General features: G+C 48.9%; 15 protein-coding genes. 7 read left to right on the plus strand and 8 right to left on the minus strand.

Annotation, left to right across the window (positions count from 1 at the left end):
- The first annotated feature begins 14 nt into the window (after window positions 1–14).
- Window positions 15–1,541: a helicase HerA-like domain-containing protein gene (locus B5D42_RS01555; RefSeq protein WP_078829659.1), complete on the plus strand. Its 1,527-nt coding sequence runs from the start codon at window positions 15–17 to the stop codon at window positions 1,539–1,541.
- Here B5D42_RS01555 and B5D42_RS01560 read toward each other — a convergent pair whose 3' ends face one another.
- Together B5D42_RS01560 and B5D42_RS01565 are read right to left on the minus strand one after the other, a co-directional pair.
- Window positions 1,542–3,443: a RecQ family ATP-dependent DNA helicase gene (locus B5D42_RS01560; RefSeq protein WP_078829660.1), complete on the minus strand. Its 1,902-nt coding sequence runs from the start codon at window positions 3,441–3,443 to the stop codon at window positions 1,542–1,544.
- A gap of 66 nt (window positions 3,444–3,509) precedes the next feature.
- On the minus strand, window positions 3,510–5,687 hold the full coding sequence (locus tag B5D42_RS01565) for a heavy metal translocating P-type ATPase (protein WP_245825522.1): 2,178 nt from the start codon (window positions 5,685–5,687) through the stop codon (window positions 3,510–3,512).
- Window positions 5,688–5,773: 86 nt separating this feature from the next.
- On the opposite strand from B5D42_RS01565, the gene tsaE reads away from it, so the two are divergent.
- Together tsaE and B5D42_RS01575 are read left to right on the plus strand one after the other, a co-directional pair.
- A complete protein-coding gene (gene tsaE / locus B5D42_RS01570; RefSeq protein ID WP_078829661.1) occupies window positions 5,774–6,208 on the plus strand; it encodes a tRNA (adenosine(37)-N6)-threonylcarbamoyltransferase complex ATPase subunit type 1 TsaE in 435 nt (144 codons plus the stop codon).
- A 46-nt stretch (window positions 6,209–6,254) separates the two neighbouring features.
- On the plus strand, window positions 6,255–7,469 hold the full coding sequence (locus tag B5D42_RS01575) for an alanine dehydrogenase (protein WP_078829662.1): 1,215 nt from the start codon (window positions 6,255–6,257) through the stop codon (window positions 7,467–7,469).
- Window position 7,470: 1 nt separating this feature from the next.
- Here B5D42_RS01575 and B5D42_RS01580 read toward each other — a convergent pair whose 3' ends face one another.
- The gene (locus B5D42_RS01580) at window positions 7,471–7,665 is read right to left on the minus strand and encodes a hypothetical protein (RefSeq protein ID WP_078829663.1); all 195 of its coding nucleotides are present in this window, start codon (window positions 7,663–7,665) and stop codon (window positions 7,471–7,473) included.
- 80 nt (window positions 7,666–7,745) lie between these two features.
- On the opposite strand from B5D42_RS01580, the gene B5D42_RS01585 reads away from it, so the two are divergent.
- The 4 genes from B5D42_RS01585 (at window position 7,746) to B5D42_RS01600 (ending at window position 12,598) form a co-directional block, all read left to right on the plus strand.
- Window positions 7,746–8,675: a YihY/virulence factor BrkB family protein gene (locus B5D42_RS01585; RefSeq protein ID WP_078829664.1), complete on the plus strand. Its 930-nt coding sequence runs from the start codon at window positions 7,746–7,748 to the stop codon at window positions 8,673–8,675.
- A gap of 90 nt (window positions 8,676–8,765) precedes the next feature.
- Window positions 8,766–9,389 (plus strand): (2Fe-2S)-binding protein, encoded by a 624-nt coding sequence (locus B5D42_RS01590; RefSeq protein ID WP_078829665.1) that lies wholly within the window; start codon window positions 8,766–8,768, stop codon window positions 9,387–9,389.
- Window positions 9,386–10,369 (plus strand): FAD binding domain-containing protein, encoded by a 984-nt coding sequence (locus B5D42_RS01595; RefSeq protein WP_078829666.1) that lies wholly within the window; start codon window positions 9,386–9,388, stop codon window positions 10,367–10,369. The genes B5D42_RS01590 and B5D42_RS01595 overlap by 4 nt, the downstream gene beginning before the upstream one ends.
- Window positions 10,370–10,375: 6 nt before the next feature.
- Window positions 10,376–12,598, plus strand: a complete 2,223-nt coding sequence (locus B5D42_RS01600) for a xanthine dehydrogenase family protein molybdopterin-binding subunit (protein ID WP_078829667.1) — start codon at window positions 10,376–10,378, stop codon at window positions 12,596–12,598.
- 3 nt (window positions 12,599–12,601) lie between these two features.
- Here the strand turns inward: B5D42_RS01600 and B5D42_RS01605 are convergent, their stop codons facing one another.
- From B5D42_RS01605 to B5D42_RS01625, 5 genes are all read right to left on the minus strand, one after another.
- Entirely contained in the window at window positions 12,602–12,898 is a 297-nt protein-coding gene (locus B5D42_RS01605; RefSeq protein WP_078829668.1) for an acyl carrier protein, read from the minus strand.
- 77 nt (window positions 12,899–12,975) lie between these two features.
- The gene (locus tag B5D42_RS01610) at window positions 12,976–13,368 is read right to left on the minus strand and encodes a DUF1634 domain-containing protein (RefSeq protein WP_078829669.1); all 393 of its coding nucleotides are present in this window, start codon (window positions 13,366–13,368) and stop codon (window positions 12,976–12,978) included.
- A gap of 19 nt (window positions 13,369–13,387) precedes the next feature.
- Complete coding sequence (locus B5D42_RS01615) at window positions 13,388–14,218, minus strand: sulfite exporter TauE/SafE family protein (protein ID WP_078829670.1); 831 nt, start codon at window positions 14,216–14,218, stop codon at window positions 13,388–13,390.
- Window positions 14,215–15,387: an efflux RND transporter periplasmic adaptor subunit gene (locus B5D42_RS01620; RefSeq protein ID WP_078829671.1), complete on the minus strand. Its 1,173-nt coding sequence runs from the start codon at window positions 15,385–15,387 to the stop codon at window positions 14,215–14,217. Before B5D42_RS01620 ends, B5D42_RS01615 begins: the two co-directional genes overlap by 4 nt.
- On the minus strand, window positions 15,362–18,628 hold the full coding sequence (locus B5D42_RS01625; RefSeq protein WP_078829672.1) for an efflux RND transporter permease subunit: 3,267 nt from the start codon (window positions 18,626–18,628) through the stop codon (window positions 15,362–15,364). The genes B5D42_RS01620 and B5D42_RS01625 overlap by 26 nt, the downstream gene beginning before the upstream one ends.
- Between the last annotated feature and the right edge of the window lie 33 nt (window positions 18,629–18,661).

An 18,661-nucleotide genomic window follows, 5' to 3' on the forward strand; every position in this document is an offset into this window, starting at 1 on the left:
AAAAACCAGCGAAGATGGCAGATCAGTTATTTTTTCAGCAATCGGTTCAGAACGGATACAGTTTCAAAGGCGAAAAGGTAAAAATAGGGCGTGCCATGCTGGATGGTGAAGTAGTGGAAGCGGCAGATGTTTTTCTCCCGCTGAAAACCATGAACCGTCACGGACTGATCGCCGGGGCAACAGGAACAGGGAAAACCAAAACCCTGCAGCTGCTTGCAGAATCACTCAGCGACAACAGTGTGCCCGTTTTGCTGATGGATATCAAAGGCGATCTGAGTGGCATTGCAGCTTCGGGAACTTCCAATGACAGGATCGCCGAACGGTACAGCAAACTGGGTATGGATTACCAGCCAGCGGCTTTCCCGGCAGAACTGATGACGCTGAGTAATGAAAAAGGCGTAAGACTGCGTGCAACGGTAAGTGAGTTCGGTCCGGTGCTGCTGAGCAAGATCCTCGGGCTGAATGATACACAGTCGGGTGTTGTAGCCCTGATCTTCAAATACTGCGATGATCACAAAATGCCCCTGCTCGATCTGAAAGACTTTGTCAGGGTATTGCAGTATATCGGTAATGAAGGGAAGAAAGAGATCGAGGCGGAATACGGTAAGATCTCAACCACATCAACCGGAACCATATTGCGGAAGGTGATAGAACTGCAACAGCAGGGTGCGGATGTTTTCTTTGGTGAGAAAAGCTTTGAAGTGGATGACCTGATGCGGATGGACGACCAGGGCCGTGGTATGATCAGTGTATTGCGTGTAACGGATATGCAGGACAGGCCTAAGCTCTTTTCCACTTTTATGCTCCAGTTGCTCGCAGAGTTATATGCAGTATCTCCTGAAGAAGGAGATATGGATAAACCCAAGCTGGTTTTATTCATAGACGAAGCACATCTTGTTTTCAATGAAGCCACGGATGCGCTGCTGCAGCAATTGGAAACAGTGATCAAACTGATCAGGTCTAAAGGGATCGGTATTTTTTTCTGTACACAGAATCCGCAGGATATTCCGGCACCGGTACTGAGCCAGCTGGGCTTGAAAATACAACATGCATTAAGGGCATTCACGGCAGCTGACCGTAAAAGCATTAAGCAGGCAGCTGAGAATTTCCCCGAAACAAGCTTTTATAAAACCGGTGATCTCCTCACACAAATGGGCATCGGTGAAGCATTGGTGACCTTGCTGAACGAGAAAGGCATTCCCACTCCGCTCGTGCATACCATGCTTGCGTCACCGAGAAGCAGGATGGATATATTAAGTGATGCAGAGATCGATACAATCACCGGCAACAGCAAACTTGTAAAAAAATACAGTGAAACGATCGACAGTGAAAGCGCGTATGAAATGCTGACCGCAAAACTCAGTGCTGCGGCAGCCCGGACCGAAGAGGAGGAACCGGCAAAACGAAAAGCTGCACCAAAGGAAGAAACGATCTTTGATAACCCGGTGCTGAAACAGATGGGGCGTACTGCTGCTAACGTGATAACCCGAAGCCTGCTGGGTGCACTTGGGTTTAGCGGCAAACGGAAGAAACTATTCTGATCAGGGTATTGAAACAGTACCATCTTCATGAAGCCTGATCAGGTCCTCGTTCTGCATGAATTGTAATGCCTGCCAGATCTGCTCACGGCTGTAGGCGGGCATTGATTGCAACAGGCTGTTCATGGTAGTCTGCTTTGTTAATTGCTGCATGATATCCGCATGAAGTACTTTGAATTCAGCGGCACTTAAAGGCTTCTTTTTTCTTTCCAGGCAATTGTCGCAGATGCCACATTCCTTCCTGTTCTCATCACCGAAATAATTACCGATGAACAGGCTTCTGCAGGAACTTAAACGGATATAAGCGATCATTTGCTCCAATCGTGCTGCATACAATTTTTTCCGCTCTATATAAGCCTGGTGATTGATGTGCAGGTATTCTGCCGGCGCGCGGTTGAGCAGGTAATGGATCTGTGGCGTTTCCTTCTGGGGCAGGAATTCTATGATACCATAAGCTGCCAGTTGCCGTAATTGTTTTTTGATATGATCGATGTCGGTTCTGCATAATCTTGCCAATTGTTTTTCAAACACCGAAACACGGTTGTCGGCAATGCCCTGGTAAGCGCGCAGCAGGCACCTGATCAGGTCTCCGAAATCGCTGTGTGCCGTTTCGAATTCACGGAGCGTTTCACTGGTTACGTTGAACATAACCTGTGAGGGCAGGAAGATGTTTTCTTCAAACCCGAGGTGTCCTTCCTGTTCCAGCACTTTCAGCGCATTCTGTACCAGCAGGTGATCCAGTTTGAAATTCTGCTGAAAACTGTACAGGTCAAAATCATAATAGCAACCTTCTCCTGATCCTACCGGTACATGCAGAAAATCTGCGAGTGCCTGGTATACGGCGCGGATCTGCGGGATGGCCGGGAAGCGCCGTTCAGGCATGCTTTCCAGCTGTGTGATATTGTCCTGCTGGTAAAGCAGGATCGCATAAGCTTTCTTTCCGTCCCTGCCTGCACGTCCCGCTTCCTGGTAATAGTTTTCCAGGCATTCCGGCGGGTCATAATGGATAACGGTGCGCACATCCGGTTTGTCGATCCCCATGCCGAATGCATTGGTACATACCATCACCCTTGTATTACCTTCGATCCATTTCTGCTGCGCCAGTTCCCTGGCCTGCTGTTCGAGCGCTGCATGATAATAATCGGCATTGATCTGCTGCAGCTGTAAAAGCCCTGCGATCTCTTTTGCCTGTTTCCTGCTGTTGACGTATACAATGGATGATCCGGGCACTTTACTTAAAATATCCGTGATCCGGTTGATCTTGCTTTCAGTTAAAAAACAGCTGTAGGATAAGTTGGGCCGTTCAAAAGGCTGACGAAAAACGGCAGGCTGATGCAGTTTCAGTTTAACCAGTATGTCTTCCTGTACCACCGGCGTGGCGGATGCTGTCAGTGCAATAACGGGAACATCGGGAAGTTCTTCCCTCAACCTGGCAATACGCAGGTAGGGTGGCCGGAAATCATAACCCCATTGCGAAACGCAGTGTGCTTCATCAACAACGATCAAGCCGGTTTCAATAGCCGGAAGATACTCCCTGAACAGCGCAGATTCCAGCCGTTCGGGCGAAAGATAGAGAAACTTATAATCGCCACGCGCTGCTTCCTGTAAGATCTGTTTTACTTCCGCATAATTCAGTCCGCTGTGCAGGGCTACGGCAGGTATATCTTTCTTCAGCAAACCCTCTACCTGGTCCCGCATCAGTGCGATCAGCGGGCTTACCACAATACAAAGGCCTTCCCTGATCAGCCCCGGTACCTGGAAACAGATCGATTTGCCGCCACCTGTTGGCAAAAGCGCAAGGGTGTCTTTTCCGTCCAGGACGGATTGAATAATAGCTTCCTGCCCGGCCCGGAATGAAGGGTGCCGCCAGTATCGCTGTAATATGGAAAGTGCTTCAGTTGTCATTCATCGCCTGTGGACTGCAATAATACGAATACGTGCAGCGTATAAAACATATTTGCTCCTGCCTGCTCAGATCACTTTTTTGAACCTGAGACGAACGGAGTTAACTGCAAGTACCACATCGCTCAGGCCCATCACCAGCGCTCCGAAAGCAGGACTCAGCAATCCCACTGCCGCAACCGGTATGGCAATGATATTATACGCGAAGGCCCAGAAGAGGTTCTGTTTGATGGTGAGATAAGTGTGTTTGCCGAGTCCGAGCGAAAGCGGCAGGTTTTTCAGGCCATGGTTCATTAAAACCACCTGCGCACTCTGCATGGCAATCTGTGATGCTTCACTGAGAGAAATGCCTACAGTGGCTTTGGCAAGTGCAGGTGCATCGTTGATGCCATCACCTACCATAGCCGTAGGAGCCTGGTTATTGAGTTCAGCGATTTTTGCGAGTTTCTGTTCGGGGGTCTGTTCTGCTATTACAATGCCGATCTCCAGTTCCCGGGCAACCTGTTCAGATTTTTCGCGGGTGTCGCCGCTGAGCAGAATAGTGGTAATGCCTGCTGCGTTCAGCTGACTGATCACTGTTTTTGCTTCCGGCCTGATATCATCCTTCACATCGATCCAGCCGATCAGCACATCATTCCGGAGAATATAGACATTGTGATTTTGTTCTGTTGTAAGGTTGCTTGCTGCTTTACAGGAACCAGCTACATAGCGGTTTCCTTCTTTGTCGGTTGCTTTGAGCCCCAGTCCTTTAACTTCTTCGATCTTCGCCCATTTTATTTCGGTACTGCTTTTCCATTCCTTTACAATGGCTCTTGCGATCGGGTGATTGGAGTATTTTTCCATCGACCATGTTATGGCCCTGAATTCTTCTTCTGTTATGTCCGGCTGTAAAATGCCTGATGCTGAAATCCGGAAAAGACCTGTGGTAAGTGTACCGGTTTTATCAAACACTACCTGCCTGATGCTTCTGAACACTTCCAGGCTGCGCGCGTTTTTAAAGAGCACACCATTCCTGGCTGCCCTTCCAAGACCAACGGCGATGGCTGCCGGTGTGGCCAGGCCCATGGCACAGGGACATGCAATCACCAATACCGCGATGCCGCGTAAAAGACTCTCACTGAAGGTATGGTCCGCCGCAAAATAATTGATCAGCAATGTAACCAAAGCAATGCTGAGTACGGCCGGTACAAAAATGGCGCTGATCTTATCGGCCAGTTGCTGAACAGGTGGTTTCTCGGTCTGCGCATCTTTCACCAGTTTCAGGATATTGGCCATTACCGTGTCTTCACCTGTTGCAGTTACATATACTTTTACGGTGCCGCTTTCGAGTATGCTTCCTCCGATCAGTCTGTCGTTCATTTTTTTATAGACCGGGCTGCTTTCGCCGGTAATGATCGCTTCGTTCACGCTGGCCTCGCCCCATAATATTTTGCTGTCCATGGGTACATGTTCACCGCTGTTGATCAGCAAGAGGTCGCCAACTTTGAGACTTGTACTTTCTACGGGAAATACATGTTCCTGGTGATGTTCATCGTACGCGATCATATTGGCCATCGTCTTTTGGGTAACGGCCAGTTTTCTCAGTGCCGCCTGCGTGGTTTCTACCGATTTATCTTCAAGCCAGTTGCCGAGAAAAACCAGTGTGATGATCGTGGCTGTTGTTTCATAGAACATGAATTCTGCAGCACGGCCGATGAGCGTACCGTAAAGACTATAACCAAAAGAGGCTATAGCACCCACCGCAATCAGTACGTTCATGTTGGGAATGCCTTTGGAGAGACTTTTCACCGCACTTCTGCCGAAGAAATCCATTCCCATCAGGAATACGGGAATGGTAAGAGCAAGCTGAACCATCGGGTTCATGAGCGCATGAATATGAATGCCCGGGATCATATGCACCATCAGCGGAGCGGTAAACACAAAACAGAAAAGAAACCTGCGGAAATGATTCCGGAAGAATTTTTTAGGTTTTGCCTGTTCAGACCTGCTGCCGTTCACAACATGGTAGCCCATCTGTTCTATTTCCTTTTCGAGCTGAGGTTTTTCGGTCTGCCTGTTATCGGGCAGCTCGAACTGTACATCGCCGCCCATGAAATTCACTTTCACATTATGCATGCCTTTCTGCTGCAGTAATTTATCGATCGAAAGGGCGCAGTTGGTACAGCTCATCCCTTCTACCTTCCAGTTCACCTTTTCCATTTCTGTCTGCTGTTTATTGAAAAATTCCCGGTTATTCGTCTTTTGCAAAGTTACCGATTGCCGCTTCTACGGTGTTTGCGTTTAACGGTATATTTCTACAGCGATGTTGCAGAAGGGTTGGCTATCTTTGCATCATGGATGCTATTTTTAACCAGGACGGATTGCGGGAAGTGGCCCGCTTACTGTGGAAAGAAGGGAAACAAAAAAAAGTATGGGCTTTTCATGCAGGAATGGGGACAGGCAAAACCACTTTTATACATGCGCTTTGCGAAGAGCTGGGTGTGAAGGACGCCGTAAGCAGCCCCACATTCGCTATCGTAAACGAATATGAAAGTCCGGTGGCGGGGGTTATATTCCATATGGACTGGTACCGGCTCAAAGACGAAGAAGAAGCCATCCAGGCTGGCATCGAAGACCAGCTGTACAGTGGTAGTCTCTGCCTGGTAGAATGGCCGGAAAAAGCGCCGGGACTGCTGCCCGACGATACCTTTCATGTGCATATGGAAGCGCTCGATGAAAATACCAGGCGTTTATACACCCTGAAGGAAACAGAAAAAAAGTTAACTTAGCTGCCGTCCTTAATAAACCTGTACCAAGATATAACCACCTGTTCCCATGGCAACCATTAAACCGTCTATCAGTCCTTCTATCACGTATGGAACATTAGAGGAAGTATTGGATGTAAAGCCGCAGGGTGCAAAAATGAATATCGGCATTCCCAAGGAGATCGCTTTCCAGGAGAACCGGATCGCGCTCACGCCGGATGCGGTAGGCGTGCTGGTGGCAAATGGCAACCAGGTAGCCGTAGAACACAAGGCCGGTGAAGGCAGTAATTATACAGACCAGGATTATGCAGAGGTTGGTGCCAAGATCGTGTACGACAGGGCAGATATCTTCAAATGTCCGCTGCTGGTAAAAAGTGCACCTCCGGTAGAAGAGGATATGCCGCTGCTCATGCAAAACCAGACCATCATTTCACCGATACATCTTTCCGCACTGAAGAAGGAGTATATAGAGAAGATGATGGAGAAACGCATTACTGCGCTCAGTTTCGAGAATTTCAAGGATGCCAGCGGAACTTATCCCATTGTCAGGAGCATGAGCGAGATTGCCGGAAGTGCGGTGATGCTGATCGCAGGTCAGTATCTCAGCAGTTTCAATAAAGGCAAGGGCGTACTGCTGGGCGGCATCAGTGGCATTCCGCCAACAAAAGTTGTGATTGTAGGCGCAGGTATTGTAGGCGAATTTGCAACCCGTAATGCGCTTGCACTCGGTGCTTCGGTGAAAGTCTTCGACAATGATGTGTACAGGCTGAAACAGCTTCAGAATAACCTCGGACAACGGATCTGGACCAGCGTACTGGAACCGCGCATCCTGTCAAAGCAACTGAAAACCTGTGAAGTGGCCGTAGGTGCTTTAAGCAATGAATATGGCCGTGCGCCGGTAGTGGTAACGGAAGAAATGGTGGCAGCGATGCGGCCGGGTAGCATCATCATAGATGTGGCGATTGATCGCGGCGGTTGTTTCGAGACCAGCGAACTCACCAGTTACGAAACGCCTACCTTCATCAAACACGATGTGATCCATTACTGTGTACCCAATATCCCAAGCGGATTTGCGCGTACTGCCAGCCAGGCTATCAGTAATGTACTGATGCCACTGATCCTGGAAGTAAGCGATGAGGGCGGCCTGGAAGAAATGGTCTGGCATAACTTCAATCTCCGCGAGGGTATTTATATGTTCAAGGGTGCACTCACAGATTTCTATATCAGCCAGAAATTCGATCTGAAATACACGGATCTTAACCTGCTCATCGCCAGCCGCAGGTAAGTTATCCTTCTTCCACTTCGTCATTATTTCCCTGGCCGTTTACAACGGAAGGGTCGGCATTGGTAACCTGCTCGTTTCCGGTTGCAGCGCCAGACTTATCGGGCTTGTCCTCTTTTTGTAATTCCCGTAATACGTTTGTATTGATCGGTTTTGTTTCTTCGTTGCCGGGGCGTTTGTTTTTCGGATCCTGCATCATGTCTTTTATTCACCGCAACAAAAAAATCGTGCCCGCAAATCCGGGCAGCAGACGGGAAAAATATAATATCTTGTTGCGCTATGATGCGAAAGCTTGTTTCTTCAATAAAAAAGATCACAATCAGGATGCGGCTGGCGTTGCGCCTTTTCCTGGCAAATGACCCTTTGCGGCTTGCCGGCGCCACAGCTTTTTTTACCACGTTCGCATTGCCTTTTATCCTGATCATTCTCGCACAGTTACTCAGGGTCTTTTTCGACAGGCATCAAATCAACCAGCAGCTTTTCGACAATCTCTCCAGTATTATCGGGCTGGAAAGTGCCCAGCAGCTTCGTATTACCGTTCGTGGTTTCCGCGGACTGGGCATTAACTGGATGGCGATTGCAGGCGGGTCGGTTTTCATGCTCTTCGTATCTACAACCTTATTCCGCGTGATCAAAGATTCCTGCAACCAGATCTGGATGATCAGGCAGAAGCCCAGGCAGGGATTTGCCATTGCCATGGGCAGCCGGTTCAGGTCTTTGCTGGTGATCATTTTTACAGGTATTCTTTTCGTCAGTGGTATGCTGATCGAAAGTTCCCAGGTCTTTCTGGGCGAAGCCATCAATCACCTGTTACCCGGCAGCGGGATGTTCCTGAAAAGACTGATCTCAACAATTGTATCCCTGAGCATTGGCGTAGGCTGGTTTGCTGTGGTATTCAGGTATATTCCTGACGGCAGACCCCAATGGCGTGTGGCACTGGCAGGAGCGGTAGTGACCAGCATACTGTTCAATGCGGCAAAGCTTGTACTCAGACTGTTGCTTGTAGAAAGCAATCTCGATACCATTTTTGGTAAGTCCGGCGCTATCGTACTGCTGCTGTTATTTGTATTTTATACAGCCATGCTGTTGTATTACGGAGCCGCTTTTACAAGGGTCTGGGCCAACAGCACCGGCCGGCCGATACAGCCGTTGCCACATGCAACCATCTACCGCTATGCAGATCTCCCGGTAATGCAAAAGGGTGAATAAGCGCACTTCAACCTCATTCCATAAAATAATCAGGAAAGGCTCAGGAGAATTATGTAATTTTTAGGATCAGAAAAGAACTAATCTTTTGGTATGTCAGATAAAAACAAATCTACTGCTCACAACGATTCCCGGCGCAATTTTCTCAGGCAAAGCTCTGCGCTTACAGCACTTGCGATCGCTCCGCAGGCTGTGCTCAAAGCGGCTGAAGGTAAAATGGATGAAAAGATCGCCGGTTATTTTGAAAAAATGCCGCTGAGCATAGAGGTGAACGGCAAAATGCACCAGCTTTCTGTTGAACCGCGTGTAACATTGCTCGACCTGCTGAGAGAGCAGCTGCACCTCACAGGTTCAAAGAAAGGCTGCGATCACGGTCAGTGCGGTGCGTGTACAGTGCATGTAAACGGTTCCCGTATCAACTCCTGCCTCAGTCTCGCCGTAATGAATGAAGGTAAAAAGATCACTACCATAGAAGGACTGGCGCAGGGCGACAAACTGCATCCGATGCAGGAAGCATTCATCAAACATGACGGCTTTCAATGCGGCTATTGTACGCCCGGGCAGATCATGTCGGCTATAGCCTGTATCAAAGAAGGCCATGCCAATTCCGAAGCAGAGATCAGGGAATATATGAGCGGGAATATCTGCCGCTGCGGCGCATATCCCAACATTGTTGATGCGATTGTGGAAGTAAAAAATGCAGGAGGTAAGTTATGATGAACTTCGAATATGTCCGCGCGTCTACCGCTGCCGGTGCGGTTTCGATGCTGGCGAAACAAAGCGATGCCGTATTCATTGCAGGTGGCACCAATCTGGTAGACCTGATGAAGCGCGGGGTTGTTTCACCTATGCGCCTGATCGACATTAATACATTGCCACTGAAAGAAATAACCCTCAGCGGCAATAAAGTCACTATAGGAGCGCTGGCATTGAACAGTGCTGTGAGCGAACATCCGCTGGTGATCAAACATTTTCCGTTGCTGTCGTATGCGCTGAAAGCCGGTGCCTCGCAGCAGTTAAGGAATATGGCAACGGTAGGCGGCAACATGATGCAGCGTACGCGCTGTTCCTATTTTTACGATACGGTGATGCCCTGCAACAAAAGAGAGCCGGGTACCGGCTGCGGTGCCATGCAAGGGATCAATCGTATGCATGCGATATTCGGTTCGTCAGAGAACTGCATAGCCGTACATCCCAGCGACATGTGTGTGGCATTGGCTGCGCTCGATGCATCAGTGATCATCCGCGGCGCGAAAGGAGACCGTAAGATACTGTTCACAGACTTTCACAGGCTTCCGGGTAATACGCCGGAAAAAGATAATAACCTTCAACCGGGAGAACTGATCACGCATGTGGAGATCCCTGTTAATGCTTTTCAGCAGCACGCTTATTATCTCAAGATCAGGGATCGTGCTTCCTATGCATTTGCATTGGTTTCCGTTGCGGCGGCACTGGAGATGCAGGGAAATAAGATCAGTAAGGCAAGGCTGGCCATGGGCGGTGTTGCACACAAACCGTGGCGACTTACTGAGGCTGAAGCTTTCCTGAAAGGGAAGGAAGCAACCGAAACAAATTTCAAAGCTGCTGCTGCACTTGCCATGCAAGGTGCAAAAGCATATGAACATAATTCATTCAAACTGCAGATGGCTCCAAATGCCATTGCAGAAGCGCTGAAAAAAGCGACTTCCAAAGCGTAATCTGATATGGAAAAACAATTCTTCTTTGATGCCGATACTCCTGATCCGGACAGGGTTGACGGACGCGCTAAAGTTACCGGATCTGCCAGGTATTTTGCAGAATATACATTGCCGGACATGACGTATGGTGTGCTGGTGACAAGCCCCGTTACAAAAGGCCGTATCAAAGCGCTTGACACCAAAGCAGCAGAGAAAGCGCCGGGCGTGATTGCGGTTCTGTCGCACCTGAACAAACCATCCGTGCCGGGTTATGAAGCGCCGCCGGCAGAAGGCAGAGGGCCGGGGATGCGTATATTTTATACCGACAAGATCTATTTCAACGGTCAGCCTGTAGCATTGGTGGTGGCAGACAGTTTTGAAAGAGCCACTTATGCTGCAACACTCGTGCGTGCGCAATACGAAAAAGAAGAATTCCGGACTGATTTTGATGCCAACCTGGACAAGGCCGTAGCACCGCGGGCTCCGGGAGCGGCAGAATATAAAAGGGGAAATATTGATGCATATAAGAATGCAGAAGTGCAGCTTGAATCTGAATATTTCATCCCAACGGAAATGCATAACCCGATGGAACTGCATGGAATCCTTGCACATTGGGAATCGCCGGAGAAAGTGATAATGTATGCAAAAACACAAGGCGTAAAAGCAACACAGCAAACTGTTACCAATCTTTTCAAATTACAGGCGCAGAACGTACAGGTATTTTCAGAATTTGTGGGCGGCGCTTTCGGTATTGCACTGCGTACATGGCCGCATGAAGTTGCTACCGTAATGGCCGCGAAAATGGTAGGTAAACCAGTGAAGCTTGTACTCACGCGTGAGCAGATGTTTACTATGGTGGGTTATCGTCCGCAGGCGAAACAGAAACTGGGAATGGGTGCTACTAAAGCCGGTATCCTCACAGGCATTACGCATGAGGCGATTGGCCAGACAGCCACTTATGATGAATTCACAGAAGGAATTGTGAACATGACCAAGTTCATGTACGCATGCCCGAACGTCAATACCCGTTACAAAGTATTACCCCTCGATGTATGTGTTCCGATCTGGATGCGCGGTCCCGGCGAAGCAACCGGTGCTTTCGCACTGGAGTCTGCGATGGATGAAATGGCATATCGTCTCGGAATTGATCCGGTCGAATTCAGGATCCGTAATTACGCAGAAACAGATCCGCAGCGTAACCAGCCTTTTTCAAGCAAATATGTAAAAGAAGCTTACCAGATGGGGGCCGACAAAATCGGCTGGTCTAAAAGGAATCCGGTTCCGGGTTCCATGAAGAACGGGGACTGGCAGGTGGGTTATGGTATGAGTACAGGCGTATTTACTGCCGGCCGCGGTGGTGCTACCGTACGTGCTGTTATTTCAGACGATGGAATGCTGCTGCTGCAGAGCGCAGTGAGTGATATCGGTCCCGGCACCGGAACGGCCATGGTTAAAATAGCTTCTGACCTGATGGGAATGCCTTTTGAGAAGATCAGGTTTGAGCTGGGTAACTCATCATTGCCGCCAGCCCCCAGCCAGGGCGGATCTTCAACTTTATCTACCGTAGGTTCAGCCGTAAATGATGCTTGTCTGGCTTTGCAGGAACAACTGGCAATACTGGCAGGACAAAAAACCTTTGCAGGCAAAACAAAGCAAGATATTGTTTTCAGTAATGGTAGGATCGGCTTGAAAAACGAGCCAGCTTCGGCGATCGGCTATGCGGAATTACTTCGTCAGAACAATACGCCGGCAGTGGAAGTAACCAAAGATTCCAGGCAGGGGGAAGCTGCCAGGAAATATTCGATCTATTCTTTCTCCATCCATTTTGTGGAAGTGAATGTTCATCCGGCTACAGGCGTTGTGAAAGTAACGAAGATCGTTTCTGTAGGTGATGCGGGAACGATTGTCAGCGCTAAAACCGCGGCCAGCCAGATGATCGGCGGCGCTGTAGGCGGTATAGGAATGGCATTAACGGAAGAAGCGATCATGGATCACAGGTTTGGCCGCTACGTGAATCATAATTTTGCAGATTACCATGTTCCGGTGCATGCAGATGTGCCGCATGTGGAATCACTGTTCATCAATAAGCCAGATCCCATCATCAACCCGATGGGTGCAAAGGGTATGGGCGAGATCGCACTGATCGGTTTTTCAGCCGCGGTTGCCAATGCGGTATTTCATGCAACAGGCAAACGCATCCGTTCATTGCCCATCACGCCGGATAAGATTTTGCAGACCAAAGCGGTATAAATACTAGTTGTAAATAACCATGTTCAGTGGCTGCACATGACCTGTAAAGGAAAAGGACTCAGGAATAAAAACCCGCTTGCGTACTGTTTCCACCAGCTGGTTAATACTTGCTATGGATGAAGCTTCATTGTCGTTGATATGTATATGCCAGGTTTCCTCTATTGCATTGAAAAGGTAAGCGATCTCCCAGTCGGTAAGGCCAAGATCTCTTTTCAGGTCGGCATCTGCTGCAAATGTAACGGGGTGGATATTCAGCTTTTGTCTTAGCAGGTGTTGAATACTGGTAGCAGGTGTTTGCATTGGTTTAGTTTTTTGCTCTCTCTCCAAGACCAAAAACACTGCCAAATGTTTATTAACAAGGTGTTAAATTGATTTTGTCAGCCTCCAAGCCCGCTGAACATACCGAAAAAAATGATGGCAGCCACGATCAGGGTGATCGTTACATAGAGATAATCCTTTTCAATAGCGAATGCGATCACAGAAAAGATAATCCGTAAAATAGGTGTTGCGATCAGTACCAGTACAGCCAGCTGTATAATGGCAGCTCCTTCCAGGCGCATGGCCCCGGCCAGTATTTTTGTAACATGACGGTATTCTGCATCTGTTCCGGTAAATACTTTATAATCCGGAATGGTATCATGTTCACGCAGATAAATGATGCCGCCTGCCAGTGCCAGCAGGGCCGAAAGGATCACACCGGTACGCAGGAGCTTGCCGATCAGCCGCTCCGCGTCTCTTTGTTGTACCGTTTTTACTGGTGAGGTTTCCATTTTGTTCCTTTTTATAACATTATACTTTTCCCATCATGCCGTTATAGATCATTTCAAGCGCCATGATACCGATCACAATACTGAAAAGCAACCTGAGCCATTTTACATCGGCACGTATCAGTATGCGTGTGCCCAGTAATGAACCTGCAAGAACACCGATAATAACCGGCAATGCCAGTCCGGGTTGTATGTAGCCCCGCTGCAGGTAAACCACTGCTCCTGTTGCTGTAGTGATCCCTACCATGAAATTGCTGGTGGTAGTGGATACTTTAAAGGGCACCCGCATCATAATATCCATCGCCACCACTTTCACTGCGCCTGAACCAATACCTAGTATGCCCGAAAGAATACCGGCAAGCGTCATGATGAGATAACCGCCGCCTACATTTTTCACACCGTAATTCACCACTCCTTCCGGGCTGGGGTAAGAACTGCCGAGTTTCAGTTTTTCTGCAAAAGCTGAATTGGTACTGATATGCACTACTTTCTTCCGGAGCGACATCAGCGAGGAGAACAACAGTACTAATCCGAACATAATGGCAACAATATGTGTCGGAATCAGTACAGCGATCACAGCGCCGGCTATTGCCCCGGAGGTTGTAGCAATTTCCAGGAACATACCGATACGGATATTGGTAATGCCTTCCCGGATATAAGCCGCCGCTGCACCTGAAGATGTTGCAATAGAAGCGATCAGCGATGCGCCGATCGCATAACGGATATCATAGCCGAAACCAAGTGTAAGTAAAGGGATCAGTATCACACCACCACCCAGTCCGGTCAGTGAACCAAGCATGCCGGCACAGAAAGCACCGCCGAGAAGGATCAGTGTGAAAACGATTAAACTCATTGGAGTGGCTTTTCTGTTGATAGTTTTACCTTGATGACTGAATGATCGCGGATCTCTTCAGATACTGCTTTAACAAGGGTATCGCCTGTCTGTAATTTACCGAATATCTCAATTTTACCCCCGGCATCAGCACCTTTCTGTACCGGGATCCAGTTTACCTGGCCATTGGTTACGCCAATTACATAGGTGCCGGTTGATGAGTTCAGGATCGCGCTTTTAGGAACTACAAAACTGCTGTCATTGGCATTCAGCTGAAGGTTTACTTCTGCTATCATGCCCGGCAGCAGTTTTTTATCGGCATTCGTTACATCCATTTCAATACGCTGCGAACGTAAGCGGGTATCCAGTGCGCCGGCCATACGGTTTACCCGGGCACTGAATTTTTTGCCGGGATAGGCTTTGGTACTGAAGTTCACTTCGCTGTTGTCTTTCAGATAGCCGATATAGGTTTCAGGCACAGCGATCACCAGCCTCAGTTTTCCCTGCTCCTGCAGCGTGAACATCGGCAGGTCGGAACCTTTTCCCGAAGGACCAACATATGCACCTGTATTGGTATTACGCGTGGTGATCACGCCACTGAAAGGTGCGCGGATCTCGAGGTAATTGCTGTTGTCTGTTACTTCGCGATAACTTGCTTTCGCAGCCTGGAATTGTGCATAATCCGATTTCTGTCTTGCGAGTGCAAGATCAAGATCATTGGGTGAAATGGTGCCGGGCGTTTTGCTTGTTTCAAGCAGGCGGTCATAATTGGCTTTGCTTGCTATATAAATGGCTTCAAAGGATTTTAAACGTGATTCGGCAGCAGAAAGCTGTGAGCCGATCTCCGGTGCTTCCATGGTGGCAAGCAGCTGCCCCTGTTTTACCTGGCTGCCAACATCCACATAAATCTTCCTTACAAAACTGCTGACCTTGGCATAGATATCCACCTGCTGAAATGCGATCAGTTCTCCGGGGATCTGTAATGATGCAGAAAGTTTCTGCTTCTCCAGCAGTATCGCTTCCGTTGCTGCCGGAGCCGCCGCAACTTTCGGCGCCTCGGCTTTTTTCTCAGCGTTGCCCGATTTGCAGGCCTGCAGTGTTGCCAGGGCTAAAAGCGCGATGCCGCATATTGTTTTTGCGTTCATGGCCGCCGTTGAATTGATCTTATACATGTTTGGTGTTGTTATCATACAATGAAGGAATATAGAATTTGCTTTCCTGGTCTTCAGGATCAAGAGATACAGACTGTGTGGTAGCTTTACCCTGTGCCCATGCAAAGACCAATGGCAGTATAAAGAGCGCTGCAAAAGTAGAGGCGATCAGCCCGCCGATCACGGCCCGCCCCAGTGGTGATGACTGATCTCCCGCTTCGCCCAGTCCGCTGGCCATCGGGATCATACCCGCCACCATGGCCATGGTCGTCATCAGGATCGGCCGTAAACGTAATGCGGTAGCCTCCCTTGCGGAAGTGAAGGCATTGCCGTTATGTTTTCTCAATTGCTCCGCATTGGTGATCAGCAGTACGGAGTTGGAGATGGATACACCCACTGACATGATGATACCCATATATGACTGAAGGTTCAGTGTTGAACCTGTCAGGATCAGCATCAGCAATGAGCCGAACAGTACTGCAGGCACGGTTGCCAGTACCACCAGCGATACTTTGAACGACTGGAAGTTTGCCGCCAGCATCAGGAAGATCACAACGATGGCCACCATCAGCCCTGATTCAAGACTGCTTAAAGTATCGGTAAGCGTATTGCTCAGTCCGATCGGTTCTACGGTAAGGCCACGAGGCAGTTCACCCAGTTCGCCGATCAGTTTCTTCACTTCCCTCGATGCAGTGCCGAGATCGGTTTTGTTGAGGTTGGCTGTAACGGATAAGGTTGGCATGGCACCGAGATTATCGTTCTCGCCGTAGGTTGTGCCGTTGGTGATCGTAGCCACATCACCCAGTACGGGTCTTGTGCCGTTCTTCTGCAGCGGGATCTCCTTCATGTCATCCTTGCTGGCGATCTTGCTTTCAGGAACCTGTACCTGTACACTGTAGCTGTAACCAGCCTTTTCATCCACCCAGATATTTTTATCCGTAAAACGTGAAGAAGAAGTTGATGTGATCAGTGAACGCGATACATCGTTGATGTCCACGCCCAGTTGTGCAGCACGTGTACGATCGATGGTCACATCCAGGGTCGGGTATTTGGTAGACTGACCTAATTGCACATCGCGCAGGTAAGGCACTTCTTTCAGCTTCGCGATCAGTTTTGCGGCATATTCTTCATTCAGCTTTTTGTTACGGCCCGAAAAACGTACTTCAATCGGTGTGGGCGAACCCTGGCTGAGGATTTTTTCGGTAAGCTCTATCGGCTCAAAAGAAGGGACCATATCCGGAACGATCTTTTTCATTCCATCCCGGATCTTGTCTTTCAGTTCCTCAAGATCCGTTTTATAGTGTTCACTGAGACTTACCTGCAATACGGCTTCGTGCGGACCTGGCATGAACAGGTAGATCGGACTTACGGAGAATTGCGAAGGGTGCGAACCGATATAGGCAGAAGTAATCGCTACATTCTGTTCGCCAACAAGGTCTTTTACAAGCTGGATCACTTTGATGGTCTTCTCTTCTGTTCTTTCCGCACGTGTTCCTTCCGGTGCACGCAGCCTTACCTGGAACTGACCGCTGTTTACTTTCGGCAGTACATCTCTTCCGATCGATTGTAATAGCCAGAACGCCAGTGCGGAGATGATCAGCACATAACCAATGGTGATCGCTTTGCGGAAAGGCATCAGTCTGTCGCTGAAACGCATGAACCTGTTCCTGAATTTTTCAAAGCCCGAGATCTTGCCATCATTGTTGAAGTCTTCTCTTTCCACCAGCATTTTTTTCTGATCCCAGGTATCCTGTTCTGCTTCAGCAGTGATAGCAGGATCAGCTGTTTTGCCGTGTTTCTTTTTATGCGCTTTCATGATCCAGTTAGCCATTACAGGAACAAAAGTCTGCGCAAGGAAATAGGAAATGATCATGGAGAACCCGATGGCCAGCGCGAGCGGCAGGAATAATGAGCCCGGTATACCGCTCATGGTAAATGCCGGCGCAAATACGGCGAGGATACAGAAAAGGATCAGCAGTTTTGGAAAAGCGATCTCTTTACAGGCATCCCAGATGGCCAGCGCTTTGGGTTTCCCCATATCCAGATGCTGGTGAATATTTTCGATGGTGACCGTACTCTCATCCACAAGGATCCCGATGGCCAGTGCAAGACCGCTCAGCGTCATGATATTGATGGTTTGTCCGAAAAGATTCAGGAAGAGCACGCCCGAGATGATCGATGCAGGAATGGTAAGAATAACGATCAGCGCGCCGCGGGCATCGCCGAGGAACAGCAGAACCATCAGGCCGGTAAGCAGGGCGCCGATAGCGCCTTCTGTCAGCAGGCTTTTGACGGAGTTGATCACATAGGTCGACTGGTCGAATTCATAGGAAAGTTTAACGTCTTCCGGCAGTTGCGCCTGCAGCTTCGGGAGTGAGGCTTTGAGTTTCTGAACCACATCCCAGGTAGACGCATCGCCGTTCTTGGCAACACTCAGGTACACAGATCTTTTTCCGTTTACAAGCGCATAACCAACTGTAATATCGGCGGCGTCTTCAACCGTGGCCACGTCGCGCAGGTAAAGATTCTGGGCGCCGCCTTTGAAGAGCGGGATATTCTCAAAATCCTTCACGTTTTTGATCAGCGTATTGGTAGGCGTAAGATAATTGGTGTCGCCGATGCGTACGTTGCCTGATGGTGTTGTCTGGTTGTTGAGTTTTAGTGCTTCTACCAGCTGGTCTGGTGTCATGTTATGCGAACGCAGGAGATCAGGATCGGCTTTAATTACAATCGTTCTTACGTTACCGCCGAAAGGTGGCGATGAAAGCAAACCCGGAATAGCGGTAAATGATGAACGCACATAGGTATTGGCCAGGTCCATCAGTTCATTGTTGGTACGGACGTCACTCCGCAATACAAGCTGGCCGACAGGCAGCGTGGAGGCATCGAAACGAATGATGAAAGGCGGCTGCGATCCCTGCGGGAAAATCGCCTGTATACGGTTTGTATAAGAGCTCATTTCGGCGGAAGCCTGGGCCATATTGGTGCCGGGATAAAACGTAACTTTCATCAGCGTAAGCCCCTGAATGTTTTTGGTTTCGATGGATTTGATACCATTTACGAACAACAGGATGTTTACATATTGTTTACCGAAAAGCGCTTCCATCTGGCTGGGTGTATAACCACCGAAGGGGTGCGCAATATAGATCACCGGCAGGTCTAGTTTCGGAAAGATATCTATCTTGATCTTATCAATGGCTTTGATGCCAAAGAACAGCAGGCCGGCTACCAGTACAATGATGGTAATCGGCTTGCGTAATGCGAATCGGATCATGTTCATGATAAACGCAATAAAAGGTGATGGGTACTTATT

The organism is Sediminibacterium ginsengisoli, from assembly GCF_900167075.1.
GTDB classification, from domain to species: Bacteria; Bacteroidota; Bacteroidia; order Chitinophagales; family Chitinophagaceae; genus Sediminibacterium; species Sediminibacterium ginsengisoli.